This is a genomic window from Sorangium sp. So ce834 (assembly GCF_051521425.1).
GTDB lineage: Bacteria > Myxococcota_A > Polyangia > Polyangiales > Polyangiaceae > Sorangium > Sorangium cellulosum_D.
This window is the reverse complement of sequence record NZ_CP150351.1, coordinates 13,861,084-13,887,632: the sequence shown is the minus strand read 5'-3', so window position 1 is coordinate 13,887,632 and position 26,549 is coordinate 13,861,084. Positions and strand designations below refer to the sequence as shown.

General features: G+C 74.6%; 17 protein-coding genes. 14 read left to right on the top strand and 3 right to left on the bottom strand.

Features of this window, described 5'->3' with window-relative positions; all coding sequences use genetic code 11:
• The first annotated feature begins 819 nt into the window (after window positions 1-819).
• The 11 genes from WMF20_RS50855 to WMF20_RS50805 all read left to right on the top strand — a co-directional run bounded on the left by WMF20_RS50855 (window position 820) and on the right by WMF20_RS50805 (window position 14,243).
• On the top strand, window positions 820-1,914 hold the full coding sequence (locus tag WMF20_RS50855; protein ID WP_437609520.1) for a hypothetical protein: 1,095 nt from the start codon (window positions 820-822) through the stop codon (window positions 1,912-1,914).
• Between the two features lie 102 nt (window positions 1,915-2,016).
• Window positions 2,017-2,613 carry a tRNA isopentenyl-2-thiomethyl-A-37 hydroxylase MiaE gene (miaE, locus tag WMF20_RS50850; protein ID WP_437609518.1) on the top strand — a complete coding sequence of 199 codons (597 nt, stop codon included), beginning with the start codon at window positions 2,017-2,019 and terminating at the stop codon, window positions 2,611-2,613.
• A 9-nt stretch (window positions 2,614-2,622) separates the two neighbouring features.
• The gene (locus WMF20_RS50845) at window positions 2,623-4,095 is read left to right on the top strand and encodes a hypothetical protein (protein ID WP_437609516.1); all 1,473 of its coding nucleotides are present in this window, start codon (window positions 2,623-2,625) and stop codon (window positions 4,093-4,095) included.
• 251 nt (window positions 4,096-4,346) lie between these two features.
• Window positions 4,347-4,829: an ATP synthase F0 subunit B gene (locus WMF20_RS50840; RefSeq protein ID WP_237244878.1), complete on the top strand. Its 483-nt coding sequence runs from the start codon at window positions 4,347-4,349 to the stop codon at window positions 4,827-4,829.
• Window positions 4,826-5,830: an ATP synthase F0 subunit B gene (locus WMF20_RS50835; protein ID WP_129581045.1), complete on the top strand. Its 1,005-nt coding sequence runs from the start codon at window positions 4,826-4,828 to the stop codon at window positions 5,828-5,830. Before WMF20_RS50840 ends, WMF20_RS50835 begins: the two co-directional genes overlap by 4 nt.
• Window positions 5,827-6,369 (top strand): ATP synthase F1 subunit delta, encoded by a 543-nt coding sequence (gene atpH, locus WMF20_RS50830; protein ID WP_129581044.1) that lies wholly within the window; start codon window positions 5,827-5,829, stop codon window positions 6,367-6,369. The genes WMF20_RS50835 and atpH overlap by 4 nt, the downstream gene beginning before the upstream one ends.
• 116 nt (window positions 6,370-6,485) lie before the next feature.
• Window positions 6,486-8,387, top strand: a complete 1,902-nt coding sequence (atpA, locus tag WMF20_RS50825; RefSeq protein ID WP_437609513.1) for a F0F1 ATP synthase subunit alpha — start codon at window positions 6,486-6,488, stop codon at window positions 8,385-8,387.
• A 6-nt stretch (window positions 8,388-8,393) separates the two neighbouring features.
• Window positions 8,394-9,362: an ATP synthase F1 subunit gamma gene (gene atpG, locus WMF20_RS50820; protein WP_129581042.1), complete on the top strand. Its 969-nt coding sequence runs from the start codon at window positions 8,394-8,396 to the stop codon at window positions 9,360-9,362.
• A gap of 195 nt (window positions 9,363-9,557) precedes the next feature.
• Window positions 9,558-10,163 (top strand): L-threonylcarbamoyladenylate synthase, encoded by a 606-nt coding sequence (locus WMF20_RS50815; protein WP_437609511.1) that lies wholly within the window; start codon window positions 9,558-9,560, stop codon window positions 10,161-10,163.
• Between the two features lie 487 nt (window positions 10,164-10,650).
• The gene (locus tag WMF20_RS50810) at window positions 10,651-12,021 is read left to right on the top strand and encodes a hypothetical protein (protein WP_437609509.1); all 1,371 of its coding nucleotides are present in this window, start codon (window positions 10,651-10,653) and stop codon (window positions 12,019-12,021) included.
• Between the two features lie 83 nt (window positions 12,022-12,104).
• Window positions 12,105-14,243 carry a tetratricopeptide repeat protein gene (locus tag WMF20_RS50805; RefSeq protein ID WP_437609507.1) on the top strand — a complete coding sequence of 713 codons (2,139 nt, stop codon included), beginning with the start codon at window positions 12,105-12,107 and terminating at the stop codon, window positions 14,241-14,243.
• Between the two features lie 58 nt (window positions 14,244-14,301).
• On the opposite strand, the gene WMF20_RS50800 is transcribed toward WMF20_RS50805, so the two are convergent.
• Both WMF20_RS50800 and WMF20_RS50795 read right to left on the bottom strand, forming a co-directional pair.
• Complete coding sequence (locus tag WMF20_RS50800) at window positions 14,302-15,237, bottom strand: DNA-methyltransferase (RefSeq protein ID WP_437609505.1); 936 nt, start codon at window positions 15,235-15,237, stop codon at window positions 14,302-14,304.
• The gene (locus WMF20_RS50795; RefSeq protein ID WP_437609503.1) at window positions 15,234-16,136 is read right to left on the bottom strand and encodes a penicillin-insensitive murein endopeptidase; all 903 of its coding nucleotides are present in this window, start codon (window positions 16,134-16,136) and stop codon (window positions 15,234-15,236) included. Before WMF20_RS50795 ends, WMF20_RS50800 begins: the two co-directional genes overlap by 4 nt.
• Window positions 16,137-16,403: 267 nt before the next feature.
• On the opposite strand from WMF20_RS50795, the gene WMF20_RS50790 reads away from it, so the two are divergent.
• Entirely contained in the window at window positions 16,404-17,978 is a 1,575-nt protein-coding gene (locus tag WMF20_RS50790; protein ID WP_437609501.1) for a hypothetical protein, read from the top strand.
• 218 nt (window positions 17,979-18,196) lie between these two features.
• On the opposite strand, the gene WMF20_RS50785 is transcribed toward WMF20_RS50790, so the two are convergent.
• Window positions 18,197-19,834, bottom strand: coding sequence for a hypothetical protein (locus tag WMF20_RS50785; RefSeq protein ID WP_437609498.1), 1,638 nt, complete (start codon window positions 19,832-19,834; stop codon window positions 18,197-18,199).
• On the opposite strand from WMF20_RS50785, the gene WMF20_RS50780 reads away from it, so the two are divergent.
• Window positions 19,800-24,899 (top strand): tetratricopeptide repeat protein, encoded by a 5,100-nt coding sequence (locus tag WMF20_RS50780; RefSeq protein ID WP_437609496.1) that lies wholly within the window; start codon window positions 19,800-19,802, stop codon window positions 24,897-24,899. The genes WMF20_RS50785 and WMF20_RS50780 overlap by 35 nt on opposite strands.
• 161 nt (window positions 24,900-25,060) lie before the next feature.
• A complete protein-coding gene (locus tag WMF20_RS50775) occupies window positions 25,061-26,545 on the top strand; it encodes a serine/threonine-protein kinase (protein ID WP_437609494.1) in 1,485 nt (494 codons plus the stop codon).
• Window positions 26,546-26,549: the final 4 nt, after the last annotated feature.

Below are 26,549 nucleotides of genomic sequence, written 5' to 3'. Positions count from 1 at the left end.
CGCTGCTCTGAAGTCCGCTCCACGAAAATAGGTTTCGGAGGCGACCGATGAAACCGTCGCCCCCAACTTATCCACAGGTCTCCCAGCGAGGACTCGCCTCTAACTTCTGGAGATCACTGTGTTATTCTGAATGTAATCGAACGGCGTGTCGACTTTTCAACAGTCCGCCCACGGCCGCTTCGCCCTCGGGAGATCGTCCGCATGCCTCCATCGAATGCGGGGGGATGGTACGGCCCCACTGCACCGGCGCTCGGCTCGGCATCCGCCGAGCACGCCGCTCGAGGTGGGGGTGCAACCGTCGCGTCGAGGTCCATTGCATTGGAAGACAGATCGGCACAGCCGTCCCCCATACCGCCTCACAGAGCTCGGTAGCCCGCAGCGCCCCTTTCGGGGCCACCCTTTGGAGGACCCGGTGCGGCGCAGGACCGCCCCGAGGACGAATCCGAGGTAGCACCGGGTGAGTCCGGGCGTCTATGCCCAACTGCGAAACCCGACTCAAGTATCGAACTTCATTGGGTTAAATTCAGTCCCTGGCGCACTGCGAAAACGGCTTCGCGGCCCCCGCGCTCTGCCCTCCGGACACCAGGCGCCAAAACTCCCGACGCGGGTCGGTGATTTTCACGACGCGCTCACGATTGCAGAGCAAAACCCGCTCATCTCGTCGTCAAGAGGCTAAAGGTAGCTGAATTTCCAGCTTTTTTAGAAACGGGGAGGTCGTCCAGCACAGACCGACCGGCGCGAGCCGTTCTCGGGGCGCCGAGAATTTGTCCCCAGGGCCTCGGTCTGAGGTATGGCGAAGCGATGCGGTCGGGGATCCGGTTGACAAGGGGGGCCCTCCTGGCGCAGCGGCCGTCGCGCCGGGCGGCGTCGACGACCGCCGCGCGGGCCAGGGCCTTCTCCGCTGCAGGCGCGCTCGCGCTGGCGGCGGCCGCGGGGCCGGCGGCGGCCGAGGAGCTGCCGCCGCAGCTCGCCTACGCCTACGGCGAGAACGAGACGCCCCGCGCGGCGGCCCTCGGCGGCGCGCTGCGCGCCCTCGGGAACGGGACGTCGGCCATCTTCCTGAACCCGTCCGCCATGGTGGAGACCCGCGTCTACCACCTCCAGGGGATCTTCCAGGGCAGCCCGGAGGCCGGACGCCACGCCTACGGCGGCGTCGTCGTCGACTCGGTCACGGGAAACCTCGCGGGCGCGCTCTCCTTCGTCGGCGGCTTCGTCGACATGGGCGAGGGCGGCCTCAGGCGCTCCTACCTCGACGCGCGGGCGGCCCTCGCCTACCCGATCACCGATCGCATCTTCGTCGGGCTCACCGGCCGCTACGCCAAGATCACGCAGGACGGCGTCCTCGGCGGGCGGTGGCTCGCCGACGGCCCGGTCTCCGGGGGCCTGCGCGACACGGACGACGTCGTCGTGAAGAAGAACGCGGCCGGCGAGGACGTGACCACCGTGGTGGGGCGTCACTCCTTCGTCAACGAGCTCACGTTCGACGCGGCGCTCACCGTCAAGGCGACCGACAACCTCTACATCGCCGCCGTCGGGCAGAACCTCACCTACCCGGGCCACGGGCTGCTCCCCACGACCGTCGGCGGCGGCGTCGGGTTCGGCACCGACGACTTCTCGATCGAGGTCGACGGGCTCGCCGACCTCAACTCCTACCGCGAGACCTCGTACCGCCTCATGGCGGGCGGCGAGTACCTCGTGGCCGATCGCTTCCCGCTCCGCGCCGGCTACCGCTTCGACCAGGGCGCAGGCCAGCACGCGCTGTCGCTCGGCGCCGCCTACGTGGGCACCCAGTTCGCCGTCGAGGGCACCGTGCGGCGGGCGCTCGCCAGCGGAGGACCCACCACGTTCGTGGTCGGGCTCTCGTACCACCTCGAGTCGAGCGGGCTGACCCGCGCGCGGTCCGACGGCCTGTAGCCCGCCGCCGTCGCGCGGGCGCCGCGCCGGGGCGCGACGGCGAGCCGCCACCGCCCGCCTCCCCCTTCTCGCCGCGCCGCGCCTGCTCTAGGTCGGCCCTGCGTGCTGTGCCTGACCCTACCGACCGATCCACGCTGGGCTGACGTGGCGCTCGCCGACCTGCCGGCGCTCCTGACCGACCACGCCCACTGCGAGATGAAGGCGGCGTCGAACGCGCTGTCCCTCGCCGCGCGCTGGCCGTCGATCCCGCGCCTCGCGCGGGCGCTCGTCGACCTCGCCGAGGAGGAGCTCCGGCACTTCCGCGCGCTGCTCGACGTGATCGAGCAGCGCGGCCTCGCGCTCGGCAAGCCGGAGACCGACGTCTACGCGAGCGAGCTGCGCAAGGCGGCCTCCACCACCTGCGCGCGCAACGCCAAGGCCGCCCTCGTCGATCGGCTGCTCGTCGGCGCCATCATCGAGGCCCGCTCCTGCGAGCGCTTCCGCCTGCTCGCCGACGGGCTCGCCGCGCGCGCGCACGAGCTCGCGCCGCTCTACGAGGAGCTCTTCGCGTCCGAGGCGCGGCACTACCGGACCCTCGTCGATCTCGCCGTCGAGGTCGCCGGCGACGAGGTCGCGACGCGGGCGCGGCTGGCCGAGCTCGCGCGCGCCGAGGGCGAGATCGCCGGGCGGCTCGGGACGGCACCCGCGGTGCACGGGTAACGGGGGTAGATGCGCATGGAGATCGATCTGCTCCGCCTCGATCGGGACGTCGCTCGAGCGGCGCGCGCGCTCCGCGCCGCGCTCGGCGACCTCACCCGGCGCGGTCCGGCCCCGCCCGCCGAGGACCAGGGCGGGCCGAGCGCCGCCGAGGCGAGGGCCCGGCTCGAGAACCCGCTCGAGCCGTTCCGGCGCGTCAGCGCGCGGACGACCTACCTCGAGCTCACCGGCAAGACCCCCGGCCTCGGCGCGGAGCTCGGGCTCGCGAGCCCGACGGCGGCCGCCGCGCCGGACCCGACCGGCCTCGCGGCCCCGCTCGCCGACTGGGTCTACACGCTCACGCTGGAGCGGGTCGTCTGGCCCGACCGCATCCGGCTCGCCGCCGCCTGGCACGCGGCGTCGCTCACGATCGATCTGCCCGAGCCGGCGCGGGTGTCGCCGCGCGAGGCGCGGCTCCGGCTGCTCGCCGATCCGACCGACGCCGGACGGCAGACCTTCGCGGAGGTGCTCGCCCGCGGATCCGGCGCGGTCGCCGACGCCGCGCGCATCCTCGTCGAGCGGCGGCACGAGGCGGCGCGGCGGCTCTCGGAGGAGGGCCTCCGCGCCATCGAGCTCCCCTGCGATCCCCCGGACGCCGCGATCGGCGCCGCCGAGGCGCTGCTGCGCCGGACCGAGCCGATGATGGAGCGCGCGCCGACCTGGTACGGCGCGATCGGGCGCGCCGTGGGCCGCGACGCCGCGTCGGGGTGGCCGGCGCGGCTCGGCCCGCGGTGGATCGAGGAGCTGTTCCGCGCGACGAAGCTCACCGAGGGCCTCGCGATCGATCTCGGGCCGCTGCCCCGCCCGCTCGGCGCCGCCTCGTTCGCGCGCGCGCTCGCCCGCTTCGGCGCGGCGCTCGCGCGCGGCGTAGGTCAAACGACGCGCGGGCCGTTCGCGCTCGCCCACGCGCCGTTCGATCTCCGCCGCGCGCGCCGCGCCGCGCTGTTCGGCGGCCTCGTCGCCGATCCCGTCTTCTGCGCCCGCGCGCTCGGGCTCGGCCGGGGTCGCGCGCTCGATCAGGCGCGCGCGACCGCGCGGAGCCTCCTCCTCTCGCTCCGCCTCGACGCCGCGACCGTGGCGCTCGTGTTCCGCTCCGGCCAGGACGGAGGCGAGCACGTGCTGCTCCGGGGCGCGCGGGACCGCGGGGATCGCTTCGAGGAGGTGACCGCGCGCGCGCTCGGCGCGCCGATCCCGGGAGCGCTCGCCGGGGTCCTCCCGGCGCTCGATCCCGGCGCGGCCGCCCGCCTCGCCGGGGCGGTCCTCGCCGCGCGCGATCGCCGCGACCTGATCGAGCGCTTCGACGAGGACTGGTTCCGCAACCCGCGCGCGGCCGAGGCCCTCCGCGACGAGGACGGCGCGCCGCGCTCGCCGGCGTCGCGGCGCGCGAGCGACGCCGATCTCGAGGCGGGCCTCGGCGAGCTCACGCGCGCGCTCGCGAGCCTCTGACGCTCGGTCCCGGCGCGCAAAAAACGCGCGCTCCGAGCGGCCCGATCGCGCCGGCGAGCGGGCGGGACGAGCGGCGAACGCGAGGGGCGCGCAAGCGCTGCGCACCGCGGAGAGGCGGGCCCGGCGGCCCCGCCGAGAGCCCTTCCAGCTTTGACTGACACGTGCTAGGTGCCGGCTCGCGAAATCGCCCCCCTCCGGGGCGCGCGGCGAGCAGCTCCCGCTGCGCCGCCCTCGTCGCCGAACAAGCACCCGTGAATCCGAACGCAATGCACCCTCTCCTCGCGTCCGGCGCCAGCGCCATCTCCGTCGACTTCGATCTGACGTTCCTGGCGCAGGTCGTCCTGTTCTCGACGTTCGTCGTCGTGCTCAAGCCGCTGCTGTTCGATCCGCTGCTCCGCGTCTTCGAGGAGCGCGAGCGGCGCACCGACGGCGCCAAGCGGGAGGCGCGCCAGATGGACGAGCGCGCGGGCGAGCTGCTCACCCGCTACGAGGCCGAGATCGAGAAGGTCCGGCGCGAGGCCGGGGTCGAGCGCGAGCGGCTCCGCGCCGAGACCGCGAAGATCGAGGCGCAGATCATGGCCGAGGCGCGCACCGAGACGGCGCGCATCCTCGAGGACGGCAAGGCGAAGATCGCGGCCGAGGTCGCCCGCATGCGCGGCGAGCTCGCCGCCGCCCAGCCCGCGCTCGCGGCGGAGATCGCCGCCAGCATGCTCGGCCGCGAGGTGCGCCAGTGAAGAACCCGCTCCGCCGCTCATCGCTCGCGCTCGGCCTGGCCGCGGCGCTCACCGCGGGCACGGCGCTCGCGCAGCAGCCCGCCGCGCAGCCGGGGCTGCCCCCCGGTCACCCGCCCGTCGGCGCGCAGCCCGGCGCGGCCCAGCCGGCCCAGCCCGGCGCGGCCCAGCCGGCGCCCCGCCCGCGCGAGGCGCAGCCTGGCCGGCCGCTCGGCCCGGGCGGGCGCCCGCTCGTTCCGGGCCACGGGCTCCGGCCGCAGCCGGGCATGCAGCGCGCGCGCACCGCGCCGCCGGAGACCACCGAGCACGCCTCGCACGGGGAGGAGCACTGCCCCGGGCACGGTCCGACCGATCCGCCGCCCCACGTCAACTGGTGGCACGGCCTCATCGGCGTGAACAACGAGGCGGCCGCGAAGGGCGGCATCAACGCGCTGCTCTGGCGCTACCACAACGAGCAGAACCCCTGCGATCCGAAGAACGAGCCGCCGCCGTTCCTCGCCTCGGTCCTCAACGTCGGGCTCCTCGCGTTCATCATCTACCGCTTCGGGCGGAAGCCGATCGCCGAGGCGCTGAAGAAGCGCAAGCAGACGATCACGCAGGAGCTCGACAACGCCTCGCGCCTCAAGGACGAGGCCGAGAAGCGGCTCGACGAGTACGAGGACAAGCTCACGCGGCTCGAGGAGACGCTCGCGGAGCTCAAGGCCGAGCACGCGGCGCAGGCCGCGCTCGAGAAGGCCCACGTGCTCGCCGAGGCGGAGCAGCGCCGCGTCCGGATGCGGCGCGACGCCGAGTTCCGCATCGAGCAGGAGCTCAAGGCGGCGCGCGCCATGCTCCTCCAGGAGGCGGTGCAGAGCGCCGCGGCCGCGGCCGAGGAGCTGCTCCGGCAGCGCGTCGGCCGTGAGGACCTCGAGCGGGCCAACGAAGAGTACCTGAAGGCCATCCCCGCGGCCGTCTCCGCCGGCGCGAGCCGCCGCGGGGCCCAGACCACCGGAGCAGCGATATGAGCTACGAGGCCGTCGCCCGGCGCTACGGGCGCGCGATCTTCGAGATCGGCAAGGAAACCGGCACCCTCGCGGCCCTCGCCAGGGAGATCGGGGACGCCAGCGCGACCTACGCGGCGAGCGAGGAGCTCCGCCTGGTCCTCGACAACCCGCTCATCCCTGAGGCCCAGCGCGAGGAGCTGCTCCGCGAGATCGGCGCCCGCGCCGGCTTCTCGGAGGTGACCAAGAACACCCTGCTCCTGCTCGCGCGCAGGCGGCGGCTCGCGGCGCTGCCCGAGATCTCCCGGCAGCTCGCGCTGCTCGTCGATCAGGAGCAGAACGTCGCCCGGGCCGTGGTCACGAGCGCGGGCCCGCTGACCAGCGATTACCTCGACCGCCTCCGGGCCGAGCTCGAGAGGGCGACCGGCCGGAAGATCTCGATCACCCACAAGCAGGATCCCTCGCTCATCGCGGGCGTGGTCACCCAGATCGACGATCAGGTGATCGACGGCAGCCTCCGGACCCGGCTGTCGGCGTTCCGTGACAACCTGCTCCGAACCTGAGGGGACGCGAACACGCACCCCTGTTTCCCACGAGGTCGGGGCTCGGCGTTCGCCGACCCCTTGACCTTGACGACGTTGACTCCGAAGCCCAAGCGTCTCCGGACAGAGGACTCCGCATGCAGCTCCGCGCCGAAGAGATCTCTCAGATCATCAAGAAGCAAATCCAGAACATCGACAAGGCCGCCCAGGTCACCGAGACGGGCACTGTGCTCACGGTGGGCGACGGCATCGCCCGCGTGCACGGCCTGAGCCGCGCCATGGCCGGCGAGCTCGTTGAGTTCACCGGCTCGGAGGGCACCAGCCTGATGGGGCTCGTGCTGAACCTCGAGCAGGACAACGTGGGCGCCGCCATCTTCGGCGATACGAGCATCATCAAGGAGGGCGACGCCGTGAAGCGCACCGGGCGCATCATGGAGGTGCCCGTCGGCGAGGCGACCCTCGGGCGCGTCGTCAACGCGCTCGGCATGCCGATCGACGGCAAGGGGCCGATCGAGGCGAAGGAGCGCCGCCGCGTCGAGGTGAAGGCGCCCGGCATCATCCAGCGCCAGCCGGTCACCGAGCCGATGCAGACCGGCATCAAGGCGATCGACGCGATGATCCCGGTCGGCCGCGGCCAGCGCGAGCTCATCATCGGCGACCGGCAGGTCGGCAAGACCGCCGTCGCGGTCGACGCGATCATCAACCAGAAGGGCAAGGGCGTCATCTGCGTCTACGTCGCGATCGGCCAGAAGCTGTCGACGGTGCGCCAGGTCGTGGACAAGCTCGATGCGCACGGCGCGCTGGAGTACACGATCATCGTCGCCGCGACGGCGAGCGAGACCGCGCCGCTCCAGTTCATCTCGCCGTACACGGGCGTGACCATCGGCGAGTACTTCCGCGACAGCGGGCGCCACGCGCTGTGCATCTACGACGATCTGTCGAAGCAGGCGGTCGCGTACCGCCAGCTCTCGCTCCTGCTCCGCCGCCCGCCGGGCCGCGAGGCGTACCCGGGCGACGTCTTCTACCTCCACTCCCGGCTCCTCGAGCGCGCGGCGAAGATGGCCGACATCTTCTACGTCGTCGCGAAGGGCACGAAGATCGAGGGCGGCGACCCGTCGTACCGCGGCGTCGACGGCAAGGCCCACGTCGGGGCGCACGGCATGCACTCGGCGAAGGACTCGCTCTGGAAGACGGTCGACGCGGCCCTCTTCGAGAAGCTCGAGCAGGCGCGCAAGGAAGAGAAGAAGGACGAGATCAAGAAGCTCGAGCAGCAGCTCTCGGACAAGGCGAAGGCGAGCGACTACGAGATCGTCCGCGATCCGAAGTCGGGCGGCTCGCTCACCGCGCTGCCGGTCATCGAGACGCAGGCCGGCGACGTGTCGGCGTACATCCCGACGAACGTCATCAGCATCACGGACGGGCAGATCTTCCTCGAGGCCGACCTCTTCTACTCCGGCGTCCGCCCGGCCATCAACGTCGGCATCTCGGTCAGCCGGGTCGGCGGCAACGCGCAGATCAAGGCGATGAAGTCGATCGCCGGCACGCTCCGCCTCGACCTCGCGCAGTACCGCGCCATGGCGGCGTTCTCGCAGTTCGCCTCGGACCTCGACGCGAAGACCCGCGCGCAGCTCGAGCGCGGCGCGCGCCTCACCGAGATCCTGAAGCAGGGCCAGTACGTGCCGCTCGCCGTCGAGAAGCAGATCCTCATCATCTACGCCGGCACGCAGGGGCTGCTCGACGACCTGCCGGTGAGCTCGCTCGCGCGCTTCGAGGAGGAGCTCTACAAGTTCATCGAGAGCAAGCACCCGCAGATCTTCGCGGACATCCGGGAGAAGAAGGCGCTCGACGACGACCTCAAGTCCCGGATGACGAAGGCGATCGACGCCTACAAGAAGCGGTTCGTGGTGGACGCGCGCGGCGCCTCGACCGGGGCCGCCGCGGCGGCCGCCGACGACGCGGGCGACGAGGACGAGGAGGCGCCGGCGCCCAAGGCGAAGTCGAAGAACGGGAAGGGCGCCTCGAAGGCCCAGGAGAAGTAGGCAGCCGTGCCCAGCCTCAAGGCCATTCGCAAGCGGATCTCGAGCGTCAAGTCGACGCAGAAGATCACCCGCGCCATGAAGATGGTCGCGGGCGCCAAGCTCAACAAGGCGCAGCAGCGCATCACCGAGCTCCGGCCCTACGCCGTGAAGGTGCAGGAGGTGCTCTGGCAGATCACGCGCGATGCGGTCGCGGCCTCCGCGGCGGAAGCGCCCGCGGCGGCGGGGACCGGAGCGGAGGGCGAGGCGGGCGCGCTCACCGGGCGGGAGGGGGCGGCGCACCCGCTGCTCGTGGCCCGCCCGGAGCGGCGCGTGCTGCTCCTCGTGCTGACGAGCGACCGCGGGCTCTGCGGCGCCTTCAACACGAACATCAACAAGCGCGCCGAGCGCGAGTGGAAGAGCCGGACCGAGGCCGGCCAGGAGGTCCAGCTCGCGATCATCGGCCGCAAGGGGCGCGACTACTTCAACCGCCGCAACGCGCCCATCCTCGAGTACCTGCCCGGCGTCTGGGACAAGCTCAGCCTGGAGACGGCGCAGGCGGTCGGCGCGAAGATCCTCGCCCCGTTCGACAAGAACGAGATCGACGCGATCTACCTCGTTTACAACGAGTTCAAGAGCGCCATCACGCAGACCGTCGTCGTCGAGCGGCTCCTGCCCGCCGGCGGGGCGGCGCAGGAGCAGGCGGACGAGGCGGCTCACGCCTCGCCCGGGGCGGCCGCGGAGTTCCTCTACGAGCCGGACAAGGGCGCGCTCCTGGAGCGGCTCGTCCCGATGTACGTGGACATCTCGATCCTGCGCGCGCTCTACGAGTCGATGGCCAGCGAGCTCGGCGCCAAGCTCACGGCGATGGACGCCGCGAACAAGAACGCCAAGGAGATGATCGACACCCTGACGCTCGAGTACAACAAGGCGCGTCAGGCGGCGATCACCAAGGAGCTCATGGAGATCATCGGCGGCAGCGAGGCGCTCAAGGAGTAGCGCCGCGCGTCCGCCGACCCTGCCGGCCGTCGGACGGCTGCCCCGCGGCCGTCGCCGGCCTGCGGCCGGCTCGTCTCTCGGGGCGTCGGCCCTTCCTTTTCCGTCTCAGCAACCGCTCGTCGGCCCGGCAGCGCTGGTCGCTCCTCGCGGCCAGCACTGGCCGAACCGCCCGGGCGACCCCATGGTGTCGGTCCCGTGCTGCAGCCCATCAACCCCGATCATCCGGAGCCGCGCAAGATCGCGCGAGCGGTCGACCTGCTGAACAAGGGGGAGGTCATCGGCTACCCGACCGACACCGTGTACGGGCTCGGGTGCGACCTGATGAACAAGCAGGCGATCGAGCGCGTGTACCAGATCAAGGGGATGCGCCAGAACAAGAACCTCGCGTTCATCTGCCCCGATCTGAGCGACATCGCGCGCTACGCGATCGTCGAGAACCAGGCGTACCGGATCCTCAAGCGGTACCTGCCGGGGCCGTACACGTTCATCCTTCCCGCCACGCGCGAGGTGCCGAAGTACGTGCACCTCAAGCAGAAGACGGTGGGCATCCGGGTGCCGAACCACCCGGTGGCGCTCGCGCTGGTCCGCGCGCTCGGGCGGCCGCTCATCAGCACCACCGCGGCGCCCCCGGGCGAGGATCCGATCATCGATCCGGGCGAGATCGACGATCGGTTCCCGGGGCTCGCGCTGGTCCTGGACGCCGGGACCGGCGGAGCGGTGCCGACGACCGTGATCGACCTGAGCCAGGGCGACGTGCAGGTCGTGCGCGAGGGGGCGGGGCCGACGGACGACCTCGTCTGAGACGGAGGCAGGGCGCGCGCGGGGATCCGAGCGGATCGGCCCCCTGGGAGGGAGGCGGTCGCGCGGAAGCCGGGCGAGGCGGTTGCAAGGGTTGATGCAAGCGTTGAAACGGCCTTCTCGGTCGACGAGTGGGCCATTTCAAGCCTTGAGATGGGTCACTGGGCGGCCGAGTTGGCCACTTCAAGCCTTGAGATGGGTCACTGGGCGGCCGAGTTGGCCACTTCAAGCCTTGAGATGGGTCACTGGGCGGCCGAGTTGGCCATTTCAAGCCTTGAAAGAGGCCGCTGCGCCTCTGGGCGGGGCCTTTCAAGGGCGAGGCTGCGTCCGCGCGCGATCCGGGCGGCGTTGCCGGGCGCCGAAGGGCGAGGTTGCGTCCAGCGAGACGAGGCGCTGCGCACCGCTCCCGTCGCGCGGGAGCCGTGCGGCCTGAGCCGGCCGCACCGGAGCAGCGCAGGTGCTCCGAAGCCGGCTCTGCTAAGGTCGATCCGTGTCGCGCCGGGCTATCTGGGAGACCCTCTACAAGCGATTCGACCCCTTCCGTCCGGCGGACAACCCGGCGTGGCGGGCCGAGCGGGTGCGGAGCCCCGCGAACCGGATCGTGCAGCGCGTGGCCATGCCGTTCGGAGACACGCGGGCGCTCGTCACCGGCACGACCGGCACCGGGAAGTCGACCGAGCTCCTCCGCATCGCCGAGGCGCGCAGCGGCCAGGACTTCGTCATCGTGCTCGACCTGCACCGCCATTTCGCCGAGGTCGTCGGCGACGAGCAGGCTCTGCGCAACGTGGGCGCCTGGGAGGTCGTGTTCCTCGCGGGCCTGGCCCTGGTCCGGGCGGCCAGCGAGCTCCTCCCCTACCCCATCCCCGCCTCGTACGTCGCCGACCTCTCGGCCGCCTGGGAGAAGGTCGCACGCGCGACCGAGACGCCCGGAGCGCAGGCCGTCGTGGACGCGGGCGCGCTGGCGAAGGCGATGGTCGTGCTGGCCTCGGCAGGCCTGCCGCTGCTCGGCGCGCCCGCCGCGGCAGCAGGAGCGGCCGGGCTCAAGGTGCTCGAAGCCGCGTCCGGCGCGCTCAAGTGGAACCTGCCCATCGGCCAGGCCGCACGGCGGAGGCGCGATCAGGACGCCGAGATGCAGACGCTGCTCCAGGCCGTCAACGTCCTCATCGGACACGTGCAATCGAAGGCGATGCGGATCCTGCTGCTCATCGACGGGCTGGACCGGATCGTCGAGCTCGATCGGGCGGAGGCGCTGTTCATCGAGTCGGAGATGATCGCACAGCTCGAGTGCCGCGTGGTCGTGAGCGGCCCGTTCGCGCTGCGATCGAGCCCCGTGGCGAGCGCGATCCCGCGCTTCAACCTCATCCTGCCGCTCGTCAACGAGCCGGTCATGGATCACCGCGATCCGACGCAGCGCGGGCCTGGGCTCGATTTCTTCTGCGAGCTCTACGCGCGGCGCACCGCCGACCTGGGCGCGCCGGATCTCGTCCCTCGGCAGGAGCTGGAGCGGCTCGCCTACTACTCCGGCGGCAGGGCGCGCGACTTCGTGAAGCTGGTCCGGGCGCTCGCCGAGCAGGCGTGGCTCGACGACGCGCCGAGCGCCACGCCGGCGCTCGTGGACGCGGTGCTCGACAGCATGCGCCGGCTGCTGGAGACCGGGCTGGATGAAGGCCATATTGAGGTGCTCGAGGCGGTGATGGCGAACCCGCGGCACCGCATACCCTCCGACGGAAGGGCGCGGGAGCTCCTCACGTACGGCCACCTCCTGCCTTACCCGAACGAGTCCGAATGGTATTACCCCCACCCGCTCCTGACGATGCACCTGCTCCGGCCGATCGCGCGCTCCACGAGCGGCTCCGCCTGATCCTGCGGCTGGGCGAGGCGGGCGTCCTCGTCCTCATCGACGGGGCGCAACCCGAACGGCTCGGGTCGCTCGTGCGGGGCCTCGTGGCGGACGAGCCGGAGCTCCTGGTGCATGCGGATGCGACGCAGCTCGCCCGTGCGCCGAAGGGGGCGGCGGTCGTGCTCGTGCCGGACGCGGCGCAGGCAGGGTGGCTGAACCTGGAACGGCCCATCCTGGCGGAGCGGGCGCTGCGGGTGATCCTGTTCAGCGACGCGGCGACGTCGGCGGCGCTGGCGAGGAAGGCGCCGGATTTCTTCCACTGGATCTCGCACCGGCTGGAGTGCCCGCCTGGGCCGTGGCCGCCGGCGGTCTGGTCGATCCAGGCGGCGGACGAACGGCTCTGTGGGGTGTTCTGGGAAGAAGGCGATCTCGATGAGGCGTTCGCGGCGGCGCTACCAACGAGCACACGGGTGCGCGTGTCCGCGGCGGCGCCCTATGCGGCGCTGGTCGAGGCGATCCGGGCGGCGGATGGCGCCTGGATCGAGGCCTGCGAGGTCGACAGCATCTTCGAGCTGCGCCGCCTACGCTGGGCGCTCGTGGAGGCTGGGCGGAGGACGCCGCGCGTGACCGCGCGGGTCGTGGCGCGCGGTCGAGCCGTGGCGCCCCGTCCCCTCGTGATGGGCTTGTTGGAGGTGGATTCGCGTCGGATGCCGCTCGCGCAGGCGATCCAAGAGCTCGAGGCCGCAGGCGCGGAGAGCGCCGGACGGCTCGCGGCGCTCCTGGATTTGGAGCGCGGCGCGGTTGCGACGGCCGTCAGGCTGCTCGAGGCCGGCCTCCCGCAGGCGCGGCTCGATGACGTCGCGCGTGCAGCGGGCGATCCCATGCAGCGGCTGTGGCCGCTCTGCAGCGCGCATGGAGTCTCGCCGGCGCGCGGAGTGGGGACATCCCTGCTGCGCACGAACATCGTGCCGTTCCGGAATGCCTCTTTCGTGTGCGAGAAGCTCGTCTCGGAGCGCCGATGGATCGACGCGGCTCGCGACGCCATCGCATCCGGGGATCCGCTCGTGGCCATCCACTGGGCCCAGCGCGCGCTGGCAGAGGATCGCAGCAGCGTCGATGCCGCTCGCACGCTGGGCTTGGCGCTGGCAGACGGAGGGCAGCTAGGGAGGGCCCGGGAGGTCCTGCGCGAGGCTCTCACCCAGCACCGCTCTGCCACCGAGGGCGAACTGGAGGAGCACGTCGCGCTAGTGGACGACCTGGCCGACGTGATCCGGTCGATGGACATCTCGGGAGCGCGCCCGCAGCTCGAAGAGGCGCTGACACTCTTGGACGATCACGATGTCGAGCCCTCCGCTAAAGACGTGAACGTGCTTCGCGGGCTGGCTCAGGTCTCCGTCGCCAGCGGCGATCTGGCCGGCGCGCGCACGAGGCTGGAAGAGGCGTCGTCGCTCCTCACGCGGATGCACGGGACCGAGGAGCACCCGCGCATCGCCACCTCCCTGCGCGACCTCGCTCGCGTCCTCGTCGCGCAAGGTGAGGTGCCGCGCGCACGCGAGCTCCTCGAGCAGGCGCTCCGCATCGAGACGAAGGCCTACGGCGACGAGCACCCGCGCGTCGCCACCTCCCTGCGCGAGCTCGCCCGCGTCCTCTTCGCGCAATCGGACTTGCCGGGAGCGCGCGAGCTCCTGGAACGGGCACTGCACATCCAACGGCGGGTTTACGGGACGGAGGAGCACCCCGGCGTCGCGGATTCCCTTCACCAGCTCGCCCGGGTCCTCTTCGCCCAAGGCGAGCTGCTGAACGCGCGTCAGCTCCTGGAGCGCGAGCTGCGCATCAGGACGAAGGTCGAGGGAGCCAATGCTCCCGAGGACATCAAGGCCTCGCTCGAGACGCTCTCCATGGTACTCCTGTCTCAGGGCAACCTCGCCGGGGCGCGCGAGGCGCTCGAGCGCGCAATCTCGTTGCTCGAACGCATTCACGGGACCGCAGGGCATCCCGACGTGGCCGTCATGGAGGCGAACCTGGGCTCGGTGCTCCTGGCCCTGGGCGAAACGGAGCGTGGCATCGCGCTTCGCCGTCGAGCCTACGAGACGCTGCGCGCTCAGCTCGGGCCCGATCATCCGGTGACACGCGACATGCGGAAGCGGCTGCCACGCGCGGGCAGCGAGGCTGACGCTGTGGAGCCTCGCGCCGTCGAGTCCGGAGAAGGCACGCCGGAAGCACGCAACGCCCCCAGCTCGTGAGGGTGCCGCGTTCACCACGGTGAGCTGCGCTCGCCGGGTATCTCACGCCGCTTGCCCGCTAGGGCGCAGCCTCGTCGCGCTCCGCCGCGGGGACCTCCAGCACCGCGTACGCGATCCCCTCCCGATCGAGCCGCTCCCGCGCCGTCGCGAACGCGAGCTGGCTGCGGTCGCCGCCGATGAAGCGGCGGCCGAGCCGCGCCGCCGTGACGAGCGTGGTGCCGCTGCCGCACATGAGGTCCGCGACCGTCGCGCCGGGCGCGGACGAGGCGCGGACGATGCGCTCCAAAAGCCGCTCCGGCTTCTGCGTGGGGTAGCCGGTGGCCTCGCGGCGCAGCGGGGTGTTGGCGACCATCCCGGGGATGTCGGTCCACACGCTCCCGAGCCGGCGGCCCTCGTCGGCGTAGTACCGGTACGCCTTCCCGCCGAGGACCCGCTCGCGGTAGAGCCGGCCGTCCTCGTCGCGGTGCTTGAAATGCATCGCGAGGCTCGTCTCGGCGAACGGCTCGCGGAGCATCGGATCCGCGGCGTTGTAGACCACCTGGCCGCGCTCGCTCGCCGCGCGGGCATAGAGGAGGATCGTCTGGTGCGTGACCGAGAAGCCGCGCGCGCCACGGCCGCCGTTGCCCGGCGCCCAGATGATCTCGCCGAGGAACGCGCCGCGGCCGAAGAGGCGATCGCACGCGACCTTCGCGTCGTGGACCGCGCGGTGATCGAGGTGCAAGTAGAGCGTCGCGCCCTCGGCCATGCGATCGCGGATGGCCTCGAGGCGCGGGGCGAGCGTCGCGACGAGCGCCTCGGCGCCCGCGCGATCGTCGTACGCGTCCGGGCCGCTCTCCGGCCGGCGCCGCCCGCGCGCCTGGCCGCGCGCCGCCCGCGCGGCCATCGTCGTCCCGACGCCGAAGGGTGGGTCGAGGTAGACGAGGTCGAACCGCACGTCGGCAGGGAGCGCCGCGCAGACGTCGGCCGCGTCGCCCAGGGCGAAGAGGTGGCTCACAGCGCGCTGTCGGGGGCCGCCACGCGGGAGCCCGCAGCGGCGCCCCCGGGCAGGAGGTCGTCGAGGATCGCGGCGGCGAGGTCGCCGTCCGGCGGCGGGACGAGCTGCGGGACCGCAGGCAGCCACGGCCAGTACGGGCCGCCGCCGAGGCAGCCGGAGAGGAACGCGTCCGGCGTGCACGCGACGCGGAGGTGGAGGTGATCGGCGTGCGCCGTGCTGTCGCCCGGCTGGAGCAGCACGCTCTCGGCGACCCAGACGAGCTCCGGGTCCTCGCCGAGCGCGCGGGCATACTCGATGATCAGCGCCTCGAGCCAGCGGGCCACGAAGAGCCACTGGACGTGCGCGTCGGGCGAGCGGACGAGCGACTTCACGAGCAGCCACTCGCGCTCGACGTCGAGGCGGACGTACTCGTCCGCATTGGACGACCCGGACGCCGCGGCGCCGCCGCCGATCCGCGCGAGCCCGTCCGGCCCGAAGTCGATGAAGCCGGGCGAGCGCACCGGGCGGCCGTCCGGGGTGAGCGCGTAGAGCAGGAGGTCCGCGTCGCGCCCGGTGCGGTGCGACCGGTGCCCGCGGGCGGCGCCGCCGTGGCGCGCGGAGAGATCGCCGACGAGGAGCGGCTCGCCGCCCGGCCGCGCCCGCGCCACCTCGGCGGCGGCGCGCTGGACGGCGGCGACGAGCCCGGCCGTCCCCCACCGGACGCCGTTGCTGCGGAGCAGCCGGTAGCCCTCGCCCTGCCCCGGCAGCTCGACGGCGTCGGTGATGACGCCGTGGTGCGGCACGCCGATGGAGCCGCGGAGCGCAGGGGCGAGCGGCGTGGGAGACGCGCCGACGCAGGCCGCGCAAGAGAGCGCGACGAGCGCCAGCAGGAAGGTGGTGAGGACAGCACGGCTTCGCATGAGACGACGTTCGGGCGCGCCGTCGGCCCCCGCCGCGCCGGCCCGCGCTTCGGGCCCGCGGCGACGCCCCGGCGTCGGTCTTGCCGCGATACCCTCGCCAGGGCCGGAGGGAAAGTTCTCGTGGACGCGGCCCGGCCCGCCGCGCCCCCGCGCTCCGGGCCGGCAGGAGGGGCGGGGCCGGACCGGCGCGCGCCGCAGGAGGGGCGGGACCGGACCGGCGCGCGCCCCCTGCCCTCACGGCGCGATCAGCGCTAACACGCACCGCCCATGGAGCCCAACCACCGCGCCCCCCAGGGGAACACGAGCGCGGATCGACGCCCGCCCACGCAGGATCGACGCCCGCCAACGCCGACGGCGGATCGGCGGCCGGGCGCGGAGGAAGAGCCGGAGGGCGTCGCATGGAAGGGCGCGCTCGCCGTCGCGCTCGTCGTCGGAGGCCTCGTCGTGTGGCGCGCCTGCTCCACGCCGGAGGACGCCGCGAGCGACGCCGCCGCGCGGCCCGGCGCGAGCGCCGCGGCGCCCGCGGCGAGCGATCCGGCCGATCCCGCGGCGGCGGCGGCGCCGCCGCCGCGCTGCGCGGCCGCGGGCGCGGCGCCGTTCGTCGTCGGCGACGCGCCGCCGCCCGCGCGCGCGCCCGACGGCGCGGGGGGCGGCGAACCGGAGGGCGCCGACGACCTCGCGCCGTTCGCCGTCGAGGTCGGCCGCGGGACGACGTTCTCCGGCGGGTTCGCGGTGGGCGCGCAGCGGGAGGCGGAGGGCGGGACCGTCGCGATGGTGGCCACGCTCTCGGCCGACGGCGCGCAGGGGAAGCTCGTCCGGCTCGCGCGATCGCGCGGCGACATGGATCCGCCGGTCGTCGCCGGCGCGGGCGGCGCGATCCTCGCCGCGATGCTCGAGCCGAACGCCGGCGGGCGCGCCATCAAGGTCGCCAGGATCGAAGGGGAGCACGTCACCTGGGGGGCCGAGCTCGCCGAGGGGCGGGACGAGTCGCTCGCGCTCGACATCGCGGCGTCCGGCGAGCGCGCGGTCATCGTCTGGGACGACGTGACCCGCGACGGCAAGCGGTCGCGGATCATGCTCGCCTCCGCCGACGTGGGCACGCTGCGCTCGGTCACCTCGGCCCGCCCCGTCTCGCAGCCGAGCACCGACGCCGAGATGCCGCGCGTGATCGGCCGGCCGGGCGGCTACTGGCTCGCGTACGTCGCGCGCGCCGAGGAGCCGGCCCGAAAGGCCGCGGAGAAGCCGACCGACGGCAACGAGGACACCGCGGCGGCCGGCGAGACGATCACCCACCAGTGGCTCGAGGTGGTCCCGCTCGACGAGAGCGGCGCGCTCACGTCCACGCCGCGCGCGGTCACGCCCAAGGACGGGCACGTCCTCGCGTACGACCTGACGCTCGCCGGCGACGACGGGCTCCTCCTGGCCTTCCGCGACGACGACACGCCGAGCGGCTCGATCGGCGGGCGCATCAGCGCCGTGCTGGCGCGGCTCGGCGGCGCCAGCGAGCCGCGCGTGCTCGTCGGCGGCGATCGCGAGCAGGACGCCCCGCCGGAGGCGGCGCTGGGCGTGGGCGCCGGGGTCCCGGCGCTCCTCCCCGGCGTCCGGGGGAAGGGCGACGGCGCCGCCGCGTGGCTCGCGATCGCGAACGCCTCCGGGCCGACGCAGCTCGCGGCGCTCACGGCGCGGGGCGAGCTCGCCGGCGGGCTGCACGCGGAGCCGGCGCTCGGGCGCGGCGAGCCCATCGCGGCCTCCCCGGAGGCGCTGCTCGTGGCGCACCCGGCCGGAAAGGCGATGAAGCTCGGCCTGCTGCGCTGCGCCTTGACAGCCCCATCCAACAAGTAAACCCGCGCCGGATCTGGGAGCACGCTCGCCCCGGTAGAGAGGACCGCGCGCGGCTCGAGCAGGCACCTGGACTGTGGATTGAGGGCGCGCGGATGTGTAGCATCCGCGACGGTGGCCCACGGGGACGATCCGCAAGAGGGAGCGTCGCGCCGGCCTGGCTTGCCTAGCTTGCCCGGAATGCCGGACCAAGCTGGCTGGGAAGCCAACGCCGACAACGCTCAAATGACGCGCGCGAGCGCGCAACCTTTGTCCGGCGCGAAGACGCTGCTCGTCGGCACAGGCGCGCCGAAGCTCGGCGCGCTGCCGAACGCGAACGCGCCGCCGGGCGGCGAGCCGTCGCCGGGCGCGAACGCGCCGGCGACGGCGACTCCGCTGCCGAACGCGAGCGCGACGGCGACTCCGCTGCCGAACGCGAGCGCGACGGCGACGGCGACTCCGCTGCCGAGCGCGAGCGCGACGGCGACCCCGCTGCCGAACGCGAGCGCGTCGGCGCCGGCGACGGCGACTCCGCTGCCGAGCGCGAGCGCGACGGCGACTCCGCTGCCGAACGCGCACGCGCCGGCGACGGCGACCCCGCTGCCGAACGCGCACGCGCCGGCGACGACGACCCCGCTGCCGAACGCGCACGCGTCGGCGACGGCGACCCCGCTGCCGAGCGCGCACGCGTCGGCGACGGCGACTCCGCTGCCGAACACGAACGCGCCGGCGACGGCGACCCCGCTGCCGAACGCGCCGGCGACCGCGAGCCCGCTGCCGAACGCGAGCGCGCCGCTGCCGCCGCCGAACGCGCCCGCAGGCGCGAGCGCGCTGCCGCCGCCGAACCCGCTGCCGCCGCCGAGCGTGCCGCCGCCGGGACCGAACCGGACGCCGGTCCCGAGCGCGCCCCCGCCAGGTCCGAGCCGGCCGCCGCCGCTGATCCGCCGCAAGGACGGCAGCGTCGCGACGGGCCCGCTGCCGCCGCCGCTGGCGCCGCCGTCGAGGCCCCCGCCCCCGCTGCCGAGCGGCGCGCCCAAGGCGCCGGCGTCGGCGCCCGGCACCCAGACCGGCGCTCCGCCGCCCGTGCCGCGCGGCGACGTGCCGCCGCCGGCCCGCGTGCCGCGCGTCCCGGGCCAGCGGCCGCCGAGCCCGAACCGCGCCCCCGGCAGGCCGGCGCCGGGCTCCCAGCCGGGCGCGCCGACCCAGGCGTCGCCGGCGACCGTCAACTTCGACGCGACCGCGACGCCGATGCCCATCTCGGTCGACGCGACCGCGACGCCGATGCCCATCTCGGTCGAGCCGAGCTCGTCGCCGACGCCCATCTCGGTCGAGTCGATCGAGCCGATCGCGGTGCTCGAGCCCGCGCCCGACTCGGCCGCCGCGCCAGCGCCCCCGGCTGCGCCCGCGCCGGCCGCCCCGACTGCGGCCGCCCCGCCCGCGCCGACCGCGCCGACCACGCCCTCGGCTGCGGCCGCGCCGCTCGCGCCGCCCGCGCCCTCGGCTGCAGCCGCCCCGCCCGCGCCGCCCGCGCCCTCGGCGGCGTCCGCGCCGCCCGCGCCGCCCGCGCCCTCGGCGGCGTCCGCGCCGCCCGCACCGCCCTCGGCTGCGTCCGCGCCGACCGCCACGCCCACGCCCCCCGTCCCGCCCGTCCAGCCGTCGCCGTCGCCGGCGACGGCGCGCTCGGCGGCGAGCCCGCCGGCCCCCGCGACGCCGCGCTCGGCCGCGAGCGCGCCCGCGCCTGCCCCGCAGGCCGCGCCCATCGCCGCGCCGGACCCGGTCGCGGAGCTCCAGCAGCGCGCCGAGCGGATCAAGGCCAGCGATCCGGTCGGCGCGGCGCGCGCCCTCGTGGAGCTCGGCATCCACGAGGAGCGGGTGCTCAAGGACACCGCCGCCGCGCGCCGCTCCTACGAGCAGGCGCGGCAGCTGTCCCGCACGCTCGAGCCCGCGGTCTCGCGCGTCCATCGCCTGCTCGACGCGCGCACCGAGCTCGCCTTCGCGCTCGAGGTCGTCGAGGACAAGCTCCGCGTCGCGGACACCGACGCCCTCCGCGCCGACCTCCTCGCCGAGCGGGCGCGCCTCCTCCAGGCGCTCGGTCGAACGTCGGAGAGCTGCGACGCCTTCACCGAGGCGCTGCGGCTCGTCCCGCTCCACGCCGCGTCGCTGCGCGGGCTGGAGATCGCCCTCCGCCGCGAGAGCGCGCGCGGCTCCGAGCAGGCCGGAAAGGACCTCGCGGCGCACCTCGATCGCCTCGCCGACGCCTACGCCCCCGGGCGCGGGCGGCCCGACGGCGACGCCCAGCTCACCGCCTGGGTCCACGTCGAGCGCGCCGCCGTCCTCGATCGGAAGCTCCACAAACCGGAGCTCGCCCTCGCGGCCCTCGAGGGCGCGATCGCGTTCGACCCAGGGCCCGGCCCGGTGCGGGAGGCGCTCCGCCGCCACCTCGTGCACCACGACGGCATCGTCGGCCTCGTCAGCGCGCTCTCCCTGGAGGCCGAGCACGAGCGCGACGACGAGCGCGCGTCGCGGCTGCTCTACACGGCGGCGCGGCTGCTCATCGACAAGATCCGCTCCCCCGCCGACGCGGTGCCCCTCCTGACGCGCGCCTCCTTGCGGGCCCCGTCCGGCTCGCCGACGGCGCGGCGCGTGGTCAGCGAGCTGATCCGCCTGCTCGAGGCGAGCGGCGCGCTCGAGCTCGCCGCCAGCGTGCGCCAGAAGGAGCTCGCGCTGCTCACCGACAACGAGGCGATCGTCCACGAGCACGTCCGCCTCGCGGAGCTCTACGACACCCTCGGCAACGCGGAGCAGGCCGCCCTCCACGCGACGCGCGCGCTCGAGCTCGATCCCGAGGACGGCTCGACGCGGGAGCGGCTCGACCGCGCCCTCCAGCGCCTCGGCCACCACGCCGAGCGCGTCGAGGTGTGGACCGCCGTCGCCAACGCGGACCGGCCCACGCACGTCCGCGTCGCGGCGCTCCTGCGCGCCGCGGACATCTCCGAGCACCACCTGAAGCGGCGCGACGAGGCGCTCGCCATCCTGCGCGCCGCCTGGGCGATCGACCCGGGCAACGGCTCGGTCTTCGACGCGCTCTCGGCGCTGCTCGCGCCGGATCCCCTCGCCGTCGAGGAGGACCCGCGCGGCGTGCAGGCGCGGCTCGACCTCTACACGCAGGCCGCCAGCGCGACGGACGACCCCGCGCGCAAGATCGGGCTGCTCGAGAAGCTCGTCTCCATCTGGGAGGACGAGCTCGCCCAGCCCGCCCGCGCCATCGAGGAGATCGAGAAGATCCTCGAGATCGACCCGGAGCGGCGCGCCGCGATCCTCGCGCTGCAGCGCAACGCCATGCGCGCGGGCGACGCGCAGCGGCTCGCGCGCGCGCTCTGCGCCGAGGCCGATCTCACGGGCAGCCCGGCCCAGCAGCGCCGGCTCCTCCTGCGCGCCGCCGAGGTCACCGAGCTCAAGCTCGGCGATCGCGATCGGGCCTCGTCGCTCGTCGACCGCGCGCTCGCGATCGATCCGGCCGATCCGGACGCGCTCCGCGCGCGCTTCCGCCTCGACGAGCGCGCCGGCCGGTACGAGGAGGCGCGGCGCGCGCTGGCCAAGCTCATCCAGCGCGACCCCGCGGGAGACGCGGCGTTCAGCCTCTGGATCGAGGTCGCGTCGCTCGACGAGCGGCGCCTCAAGCGGCCGCACAGCGCCGTCGAGTCGTACCGGGAGGCGGCGCGGAAGCGGCCGTCTCACCCGCTGCCCCGGATCGAGATCGCGCGGCTCCTCCGCGAGACCGGCAACTACGAGAAGCTCGTCGAGGTGCTGAGCGCGCTCGCGGACGAGACGCAGCGGCCCGACGACCACGCCCGGCTGCTCTTCCAGGCGGCCGAGGTGCAGGAGCTCGCGCTCGGCCGCGATCAGGACGCGCTGCGCCTGCTCGCCCGCGCCGACGCCGCGCTCGCCAGGAGCCAGCCCGATCCGGCGATCCTCGACGCCATGGAGCGCATCTACGTGCGCGCCGGGGGCGCCGGCTTCGGCGTGGGCCTCGGCGCGCCCGCCGCGCACCGGCCGGCGACCGGCGCGCGCGCGCCCAGCCTGCCGGGGATGTCCCACTCCATGGTCGCGAGCGAGCTCGCGGGGCTCTACGCGCGCTGGCTCGAGCGCAAGCCGCCGGCGCTCGTCGATCACGCGCTCCGGATCTCCCTCGCGCTGGTCCTCGCGGAGAACAGCCCGCGCCAGGCCATCGAGATCCTGGAGGGGCTCGTCGCCGTCGTGCCGAACCACGTCCCCGCGCTCCGCATGCTGGAGCAGCTCTACCGGCTGCTCGAGGCGCCGACGTCGCTCGCGACGGTCCTCCGCGCCGAGGCCGACGTGTTCACCTCGTCCGTCGCGCGCGGCGGCGCCCTCTGGGAGCTCGCGTCGCTCGAGGAGCAGCTCGGGCCGGGCGCGGCGCTCGAGGCGCTCGCGCGCATCGTCAAGGAGGCGCCGCGCGACGCGGCCGCGCACCTGTCGATCCTCCGCATCGCCGGCAAGAACGGCCCCTCCGATCCGGCCGGGGCGCGGGTCGAGGCCCTCTTCGCCAGCGCCATCCACGACAGCCGGGAGCTCACCGCCGACCCGATCGCGCGCGCGCTCTACTTCATCGAGGAGGCGCTGCTCGCGGAGGCGCAGGCCGACGCGGACCCCGCCGCCGCGCGCGCCGCGCTCGCCGGCTTCCAGAGCGCCCTCGCGCTCTGGCCGGAGAGCCTCCTCGCGGCCCGCGGGCTCGACCGGCTCGCGCAGCGCCTCGGCGATCGCGCGAGCGTGATCGCCGCGCAGCTCGCGCTCGCCGACCTCGTCCTCGGCGAGCCCGCGCGGGCGATGCACCTCGTGCGCGCGGCGGAGCTCACCGCCGAGGACGCGTCCCCCGAGGGCGCGGCGCGCGCGCTCGAGCTGTACGAGGGCGCGCTCCGCGCGGACCCGGGCTGCGTCGCCGCGGCGCGCGCGCTGGCCCAGCGGCTCGCGGGCGACCCGCAGCGGCTCACCGACCGCCTCGGCGAGGCGCTCGGCAAGGCCGCGAGCCGCGAGGCGATCTCGCTGCTCGGCATCGAGATCGCCCGGTCGGTGCTGCAGCACCACGGGCGCCCGGGCGCGATCGACCCGGGCGTGGGCATCGCGGCCGTCCGGCGCGTCATCGCGACGATCCCGAACGACGCGGCGGCGCTGCTCCTCCTCGCCCGGCTGCTCACCGCGCAGCGCGTCTGGCTGGAGGCCCGCGACGCCCTGAAGCGCGCCGTGGCCGCGGCGGCCGACGCCGAGACGAAGATCGCGGCGCAGTTCCTGATCGCCGATCTGTACGAGGGGCCGCTCGCGAACCCGGCGCTCGCCCAGGACGCGCTCCAGGCGGTCCTGTCGATCGACGCGCAGCACCGGCCCGCGCTGGAGCGGCTGCACAAGCTCGGCGTCACGCGCGGCGATCACGCGCTCGCGCTGCGCGCGCTCGGGCGCATCGTCGAGCTCTCGACCGACCCGGTCGCGCGCGTCGAGGCCGCCCTGCGCCTCGCCGACGCCTACCGCGACGCCGGCGACAACGCGGGCATGGTCCGCACGCTCTGCGAGGCGATCGTGAGCTCGCCGAGCAGCGACACGCGCGGGTGGACGGCGCTCGCCCGCCTCTACCGCGTCGACACGAGCGAGGGGGCGGCGGCGTACGCCAAGGCGCTCGCGCAGCTGATCGAGCTCGCCGGGGCCCGCCGCGTCCCGCCCGATCCGCGCTGGCTGACGACGCTCGGCCTGCTCGAGTCGACCCTGCTCATCCGGCCGCGCGACGGGCTCGCGCACCTCCAGCAGGCGGTCGCCCTCCCGGGCGCCCCGCCGGAGTCGCGCACCGCCCTCGGCCGCGGCCTCGAGGCCGCGGGGCGCAACTCGGAGGCGGTCCAGGTGCTGCGGGAGGTCCTCACGTCCGACGCGGAGGTCTTGACCCGGCTCCCGGATCTCGGCCCCGCGCTCGCCGCGCTCGAGGCCGCGCTCGCCAAGGACGGGCGCGCCGAGGAGCGGGTCACCGTGGAGGAGGTGCGCGCGTGCCTCGGCGAGGTGGCGCCCGAGCGCATGGCCCGGCTCAGGGGCCGGCGCGTCCCCTCGGAGGCGCCGTACGCCGGGGCGTTCGCCGGCCCCGAGATCGGCCGGCTGCTCCTCCCGGAGGCCCGGAGCCCGTGGATCGACGTGGCGCTCGCGATCGCGCCGATCACCGCCAAGGCGATCCGCTTCGAGCTGAGCAACCTCGGCATCAGCTCGCGCGAGCGGGTCAGCCCGCGCGACAACCACCCGACGCGGCAGCTCGCCGAGCGGGTCGGCCGCGCGCTCGGCATCGAGGCGTTCGAGCTCTACCTCGTCCCGTCGTGGCAGGGCGCCGCCCGCGTCTTCCCGGGCGATCCCCCCGCCGTCGTCGCGCCGACGTCGTTCACGGAGCTGCCGGAGCTGGAGCAGACCTTCGCGCTCGCGCGCCTGTTCGCGCGGGTCGCGGTCGGCTTCACGTTCCTCGACGAGATCCCGGCCGAGGCCACCGACGGCCTGCTGCTCGCGTCGATCCGCACGATCGACCCCGGCTTCGGCTCGGGCGCCGTCTCGCCCGCGCGCGAGCACGCCGCCCAGCAGATGCTCCCGGGCGTGCAGCGGGCGATCGGCCGCCGGCAGCGCAAGATGCTCGAGGAGGTCGCGTCGACCGTCAACGTGTCCTACGACGCGCGCGCGTTCGTCATCGGCCTGCGCCGGAGCGAGTACCGCATCGGTTACCTGCTCTGCGGCGACGCGCTCGCCGCGGTCGACTACCTCCGCCGGTACGATCGCGACATCGCCCGCTCGACCGAGGAGCCGCGCCTGCTCCTGCAGCACCCGGTCGCGAACGAGCTCCTGCGCTACGCGCTCTCGGCCGAGGCCTACGCCGAGCGCCGCCGCGCAGGCTCGGTGTGGCCGGCCGTCTAGGCCGCACCACCTCATCTCCGACGACAGCAGCGCACACGGGCGCTGCGCCCCTCGAACAAGCCCGCTGCGTCTCTCGCGTATTTGTCCGACGTGAGCGGCGTTATCGCGTCCGAGGCGCGCGGCGCCGGCCGCCCGGGCGGCGCGTGGTATCCTGTCTCCGCGTGACCAACAACCTGGTCCCGGGCGCCCTGGTGGCGAGTCGCTATCGGGTCGATCGCCAGCTGGCCGAGGGAGGCATGGGGGTCATCTGGGCCGCCACCCACCTCGCGAGCGGCGAGCGTGTCGCGTTGAAGCTGCTGCGTCCCGGCGCGACGGAGGACGCCTCGACCCGCCGGCGCCTGCTCCGGGAAGCGCGCGTGGCCGCCGCGGTCGATCACCCGAGCGTGCCGTCCATCCACGACGTGCTGGAGCTCGACAACGGGACCCCGTTCCTCGTGATGGACCTGCTCGAGGGGGAGTCGCTCCGCGACAGGCTCGTGCGCGAGTCGCGGATCCCCCTCCCCGAGCTGTCGCGCATCCTGCTGCCGGTCGTCTCCGCGGTCGGCACCGCGCACGCCCTGGGCATCGTCCACCGCGATCTCAAGCCCGACAACATCTTCCTGCTCGCGCCCGACGCGGCCGCGCCGCCGGGCGCGCCCGGGGCCGACCCCGGCGCCGCCGAGGAGAGCTGCAGCGTCGCGCCGGCGCCCTGCGTCCCGGACGACGACGCGGGCGCCCGGGTCAGGGTGCTCGACTTCGGCATCGCCAAGCTCACGGCGGCGCACGGCGAGACCGGCTGGACCTCGGGGCGCACCGGGACCGGCGAGATGCTCGGGACCCCGTATTACATGTCGCCCGAGCAGATCCTCGGCGAGCACGACGTCGATCACCGCGCCGACATCTGGTCGCTCGGCGTCATCCTTTATGAGTGCCTCACCTCGGTCCGGCCCACCGAGGCCGCGAACATGGGCAAGGTGCTGAAGCGCATCCTGACCGGCGCGATCCGGCCGATCGGGGAGATCGCGCCCGCGCTGCCCGCCGACGTCGCGGCGATGATCGATCGCATGCTGCGCCCGGACCGCGCCCAGCGCCCCGCGGATCTCCGCGAGGTCGGCGCGCTGCTCGCGCGCTACGCGGGCGTCGCGCTCCGCCCCTTCGGCCCCCCCGCGGCGCCGAGGGAGCCGGAGAGCAGCGACGCCGTCGCCCTGAGCGCCCGCGTCAGCGACCCGGGCGCCCGCATCAGCGACGCGTTCTCGACCGGCGCCGCCGATCTGGACGGGGAGGCTTCCACCGCGACGCTGCGCGCGGGCAGCCTCCTGCCGGCGCCGCCGTCGAGCGCTCCGATGTCCGCGCGCCGCGCCGCCGCGGTCGCCCTGGAGGCGGCGCGAGGCGACGCGGCGACGAGCGAGGCCGCCGCGCTCCTCGACGCGCGCGCGGCCGCCTCGCCGGTGAGGACGCGCGCCATGAAGACCGCGGGGCTCAAGCTCCTCGCCGCCGGCGTGCTCATCGCCGCCGGAGCAGGCCTGTCGCTGCTGCGCTGTTCGACCTCCCGGGCCGAGGAGGCGCGGCGCCTCCTCGCGCCGGCCGCGAGCGCGCCGAGCGACACGGACGCTCCGCCGCGCGCCGAGGTGCGCAGGCCAACTACGGATCAGCCGGAGATGCATTGAAGGG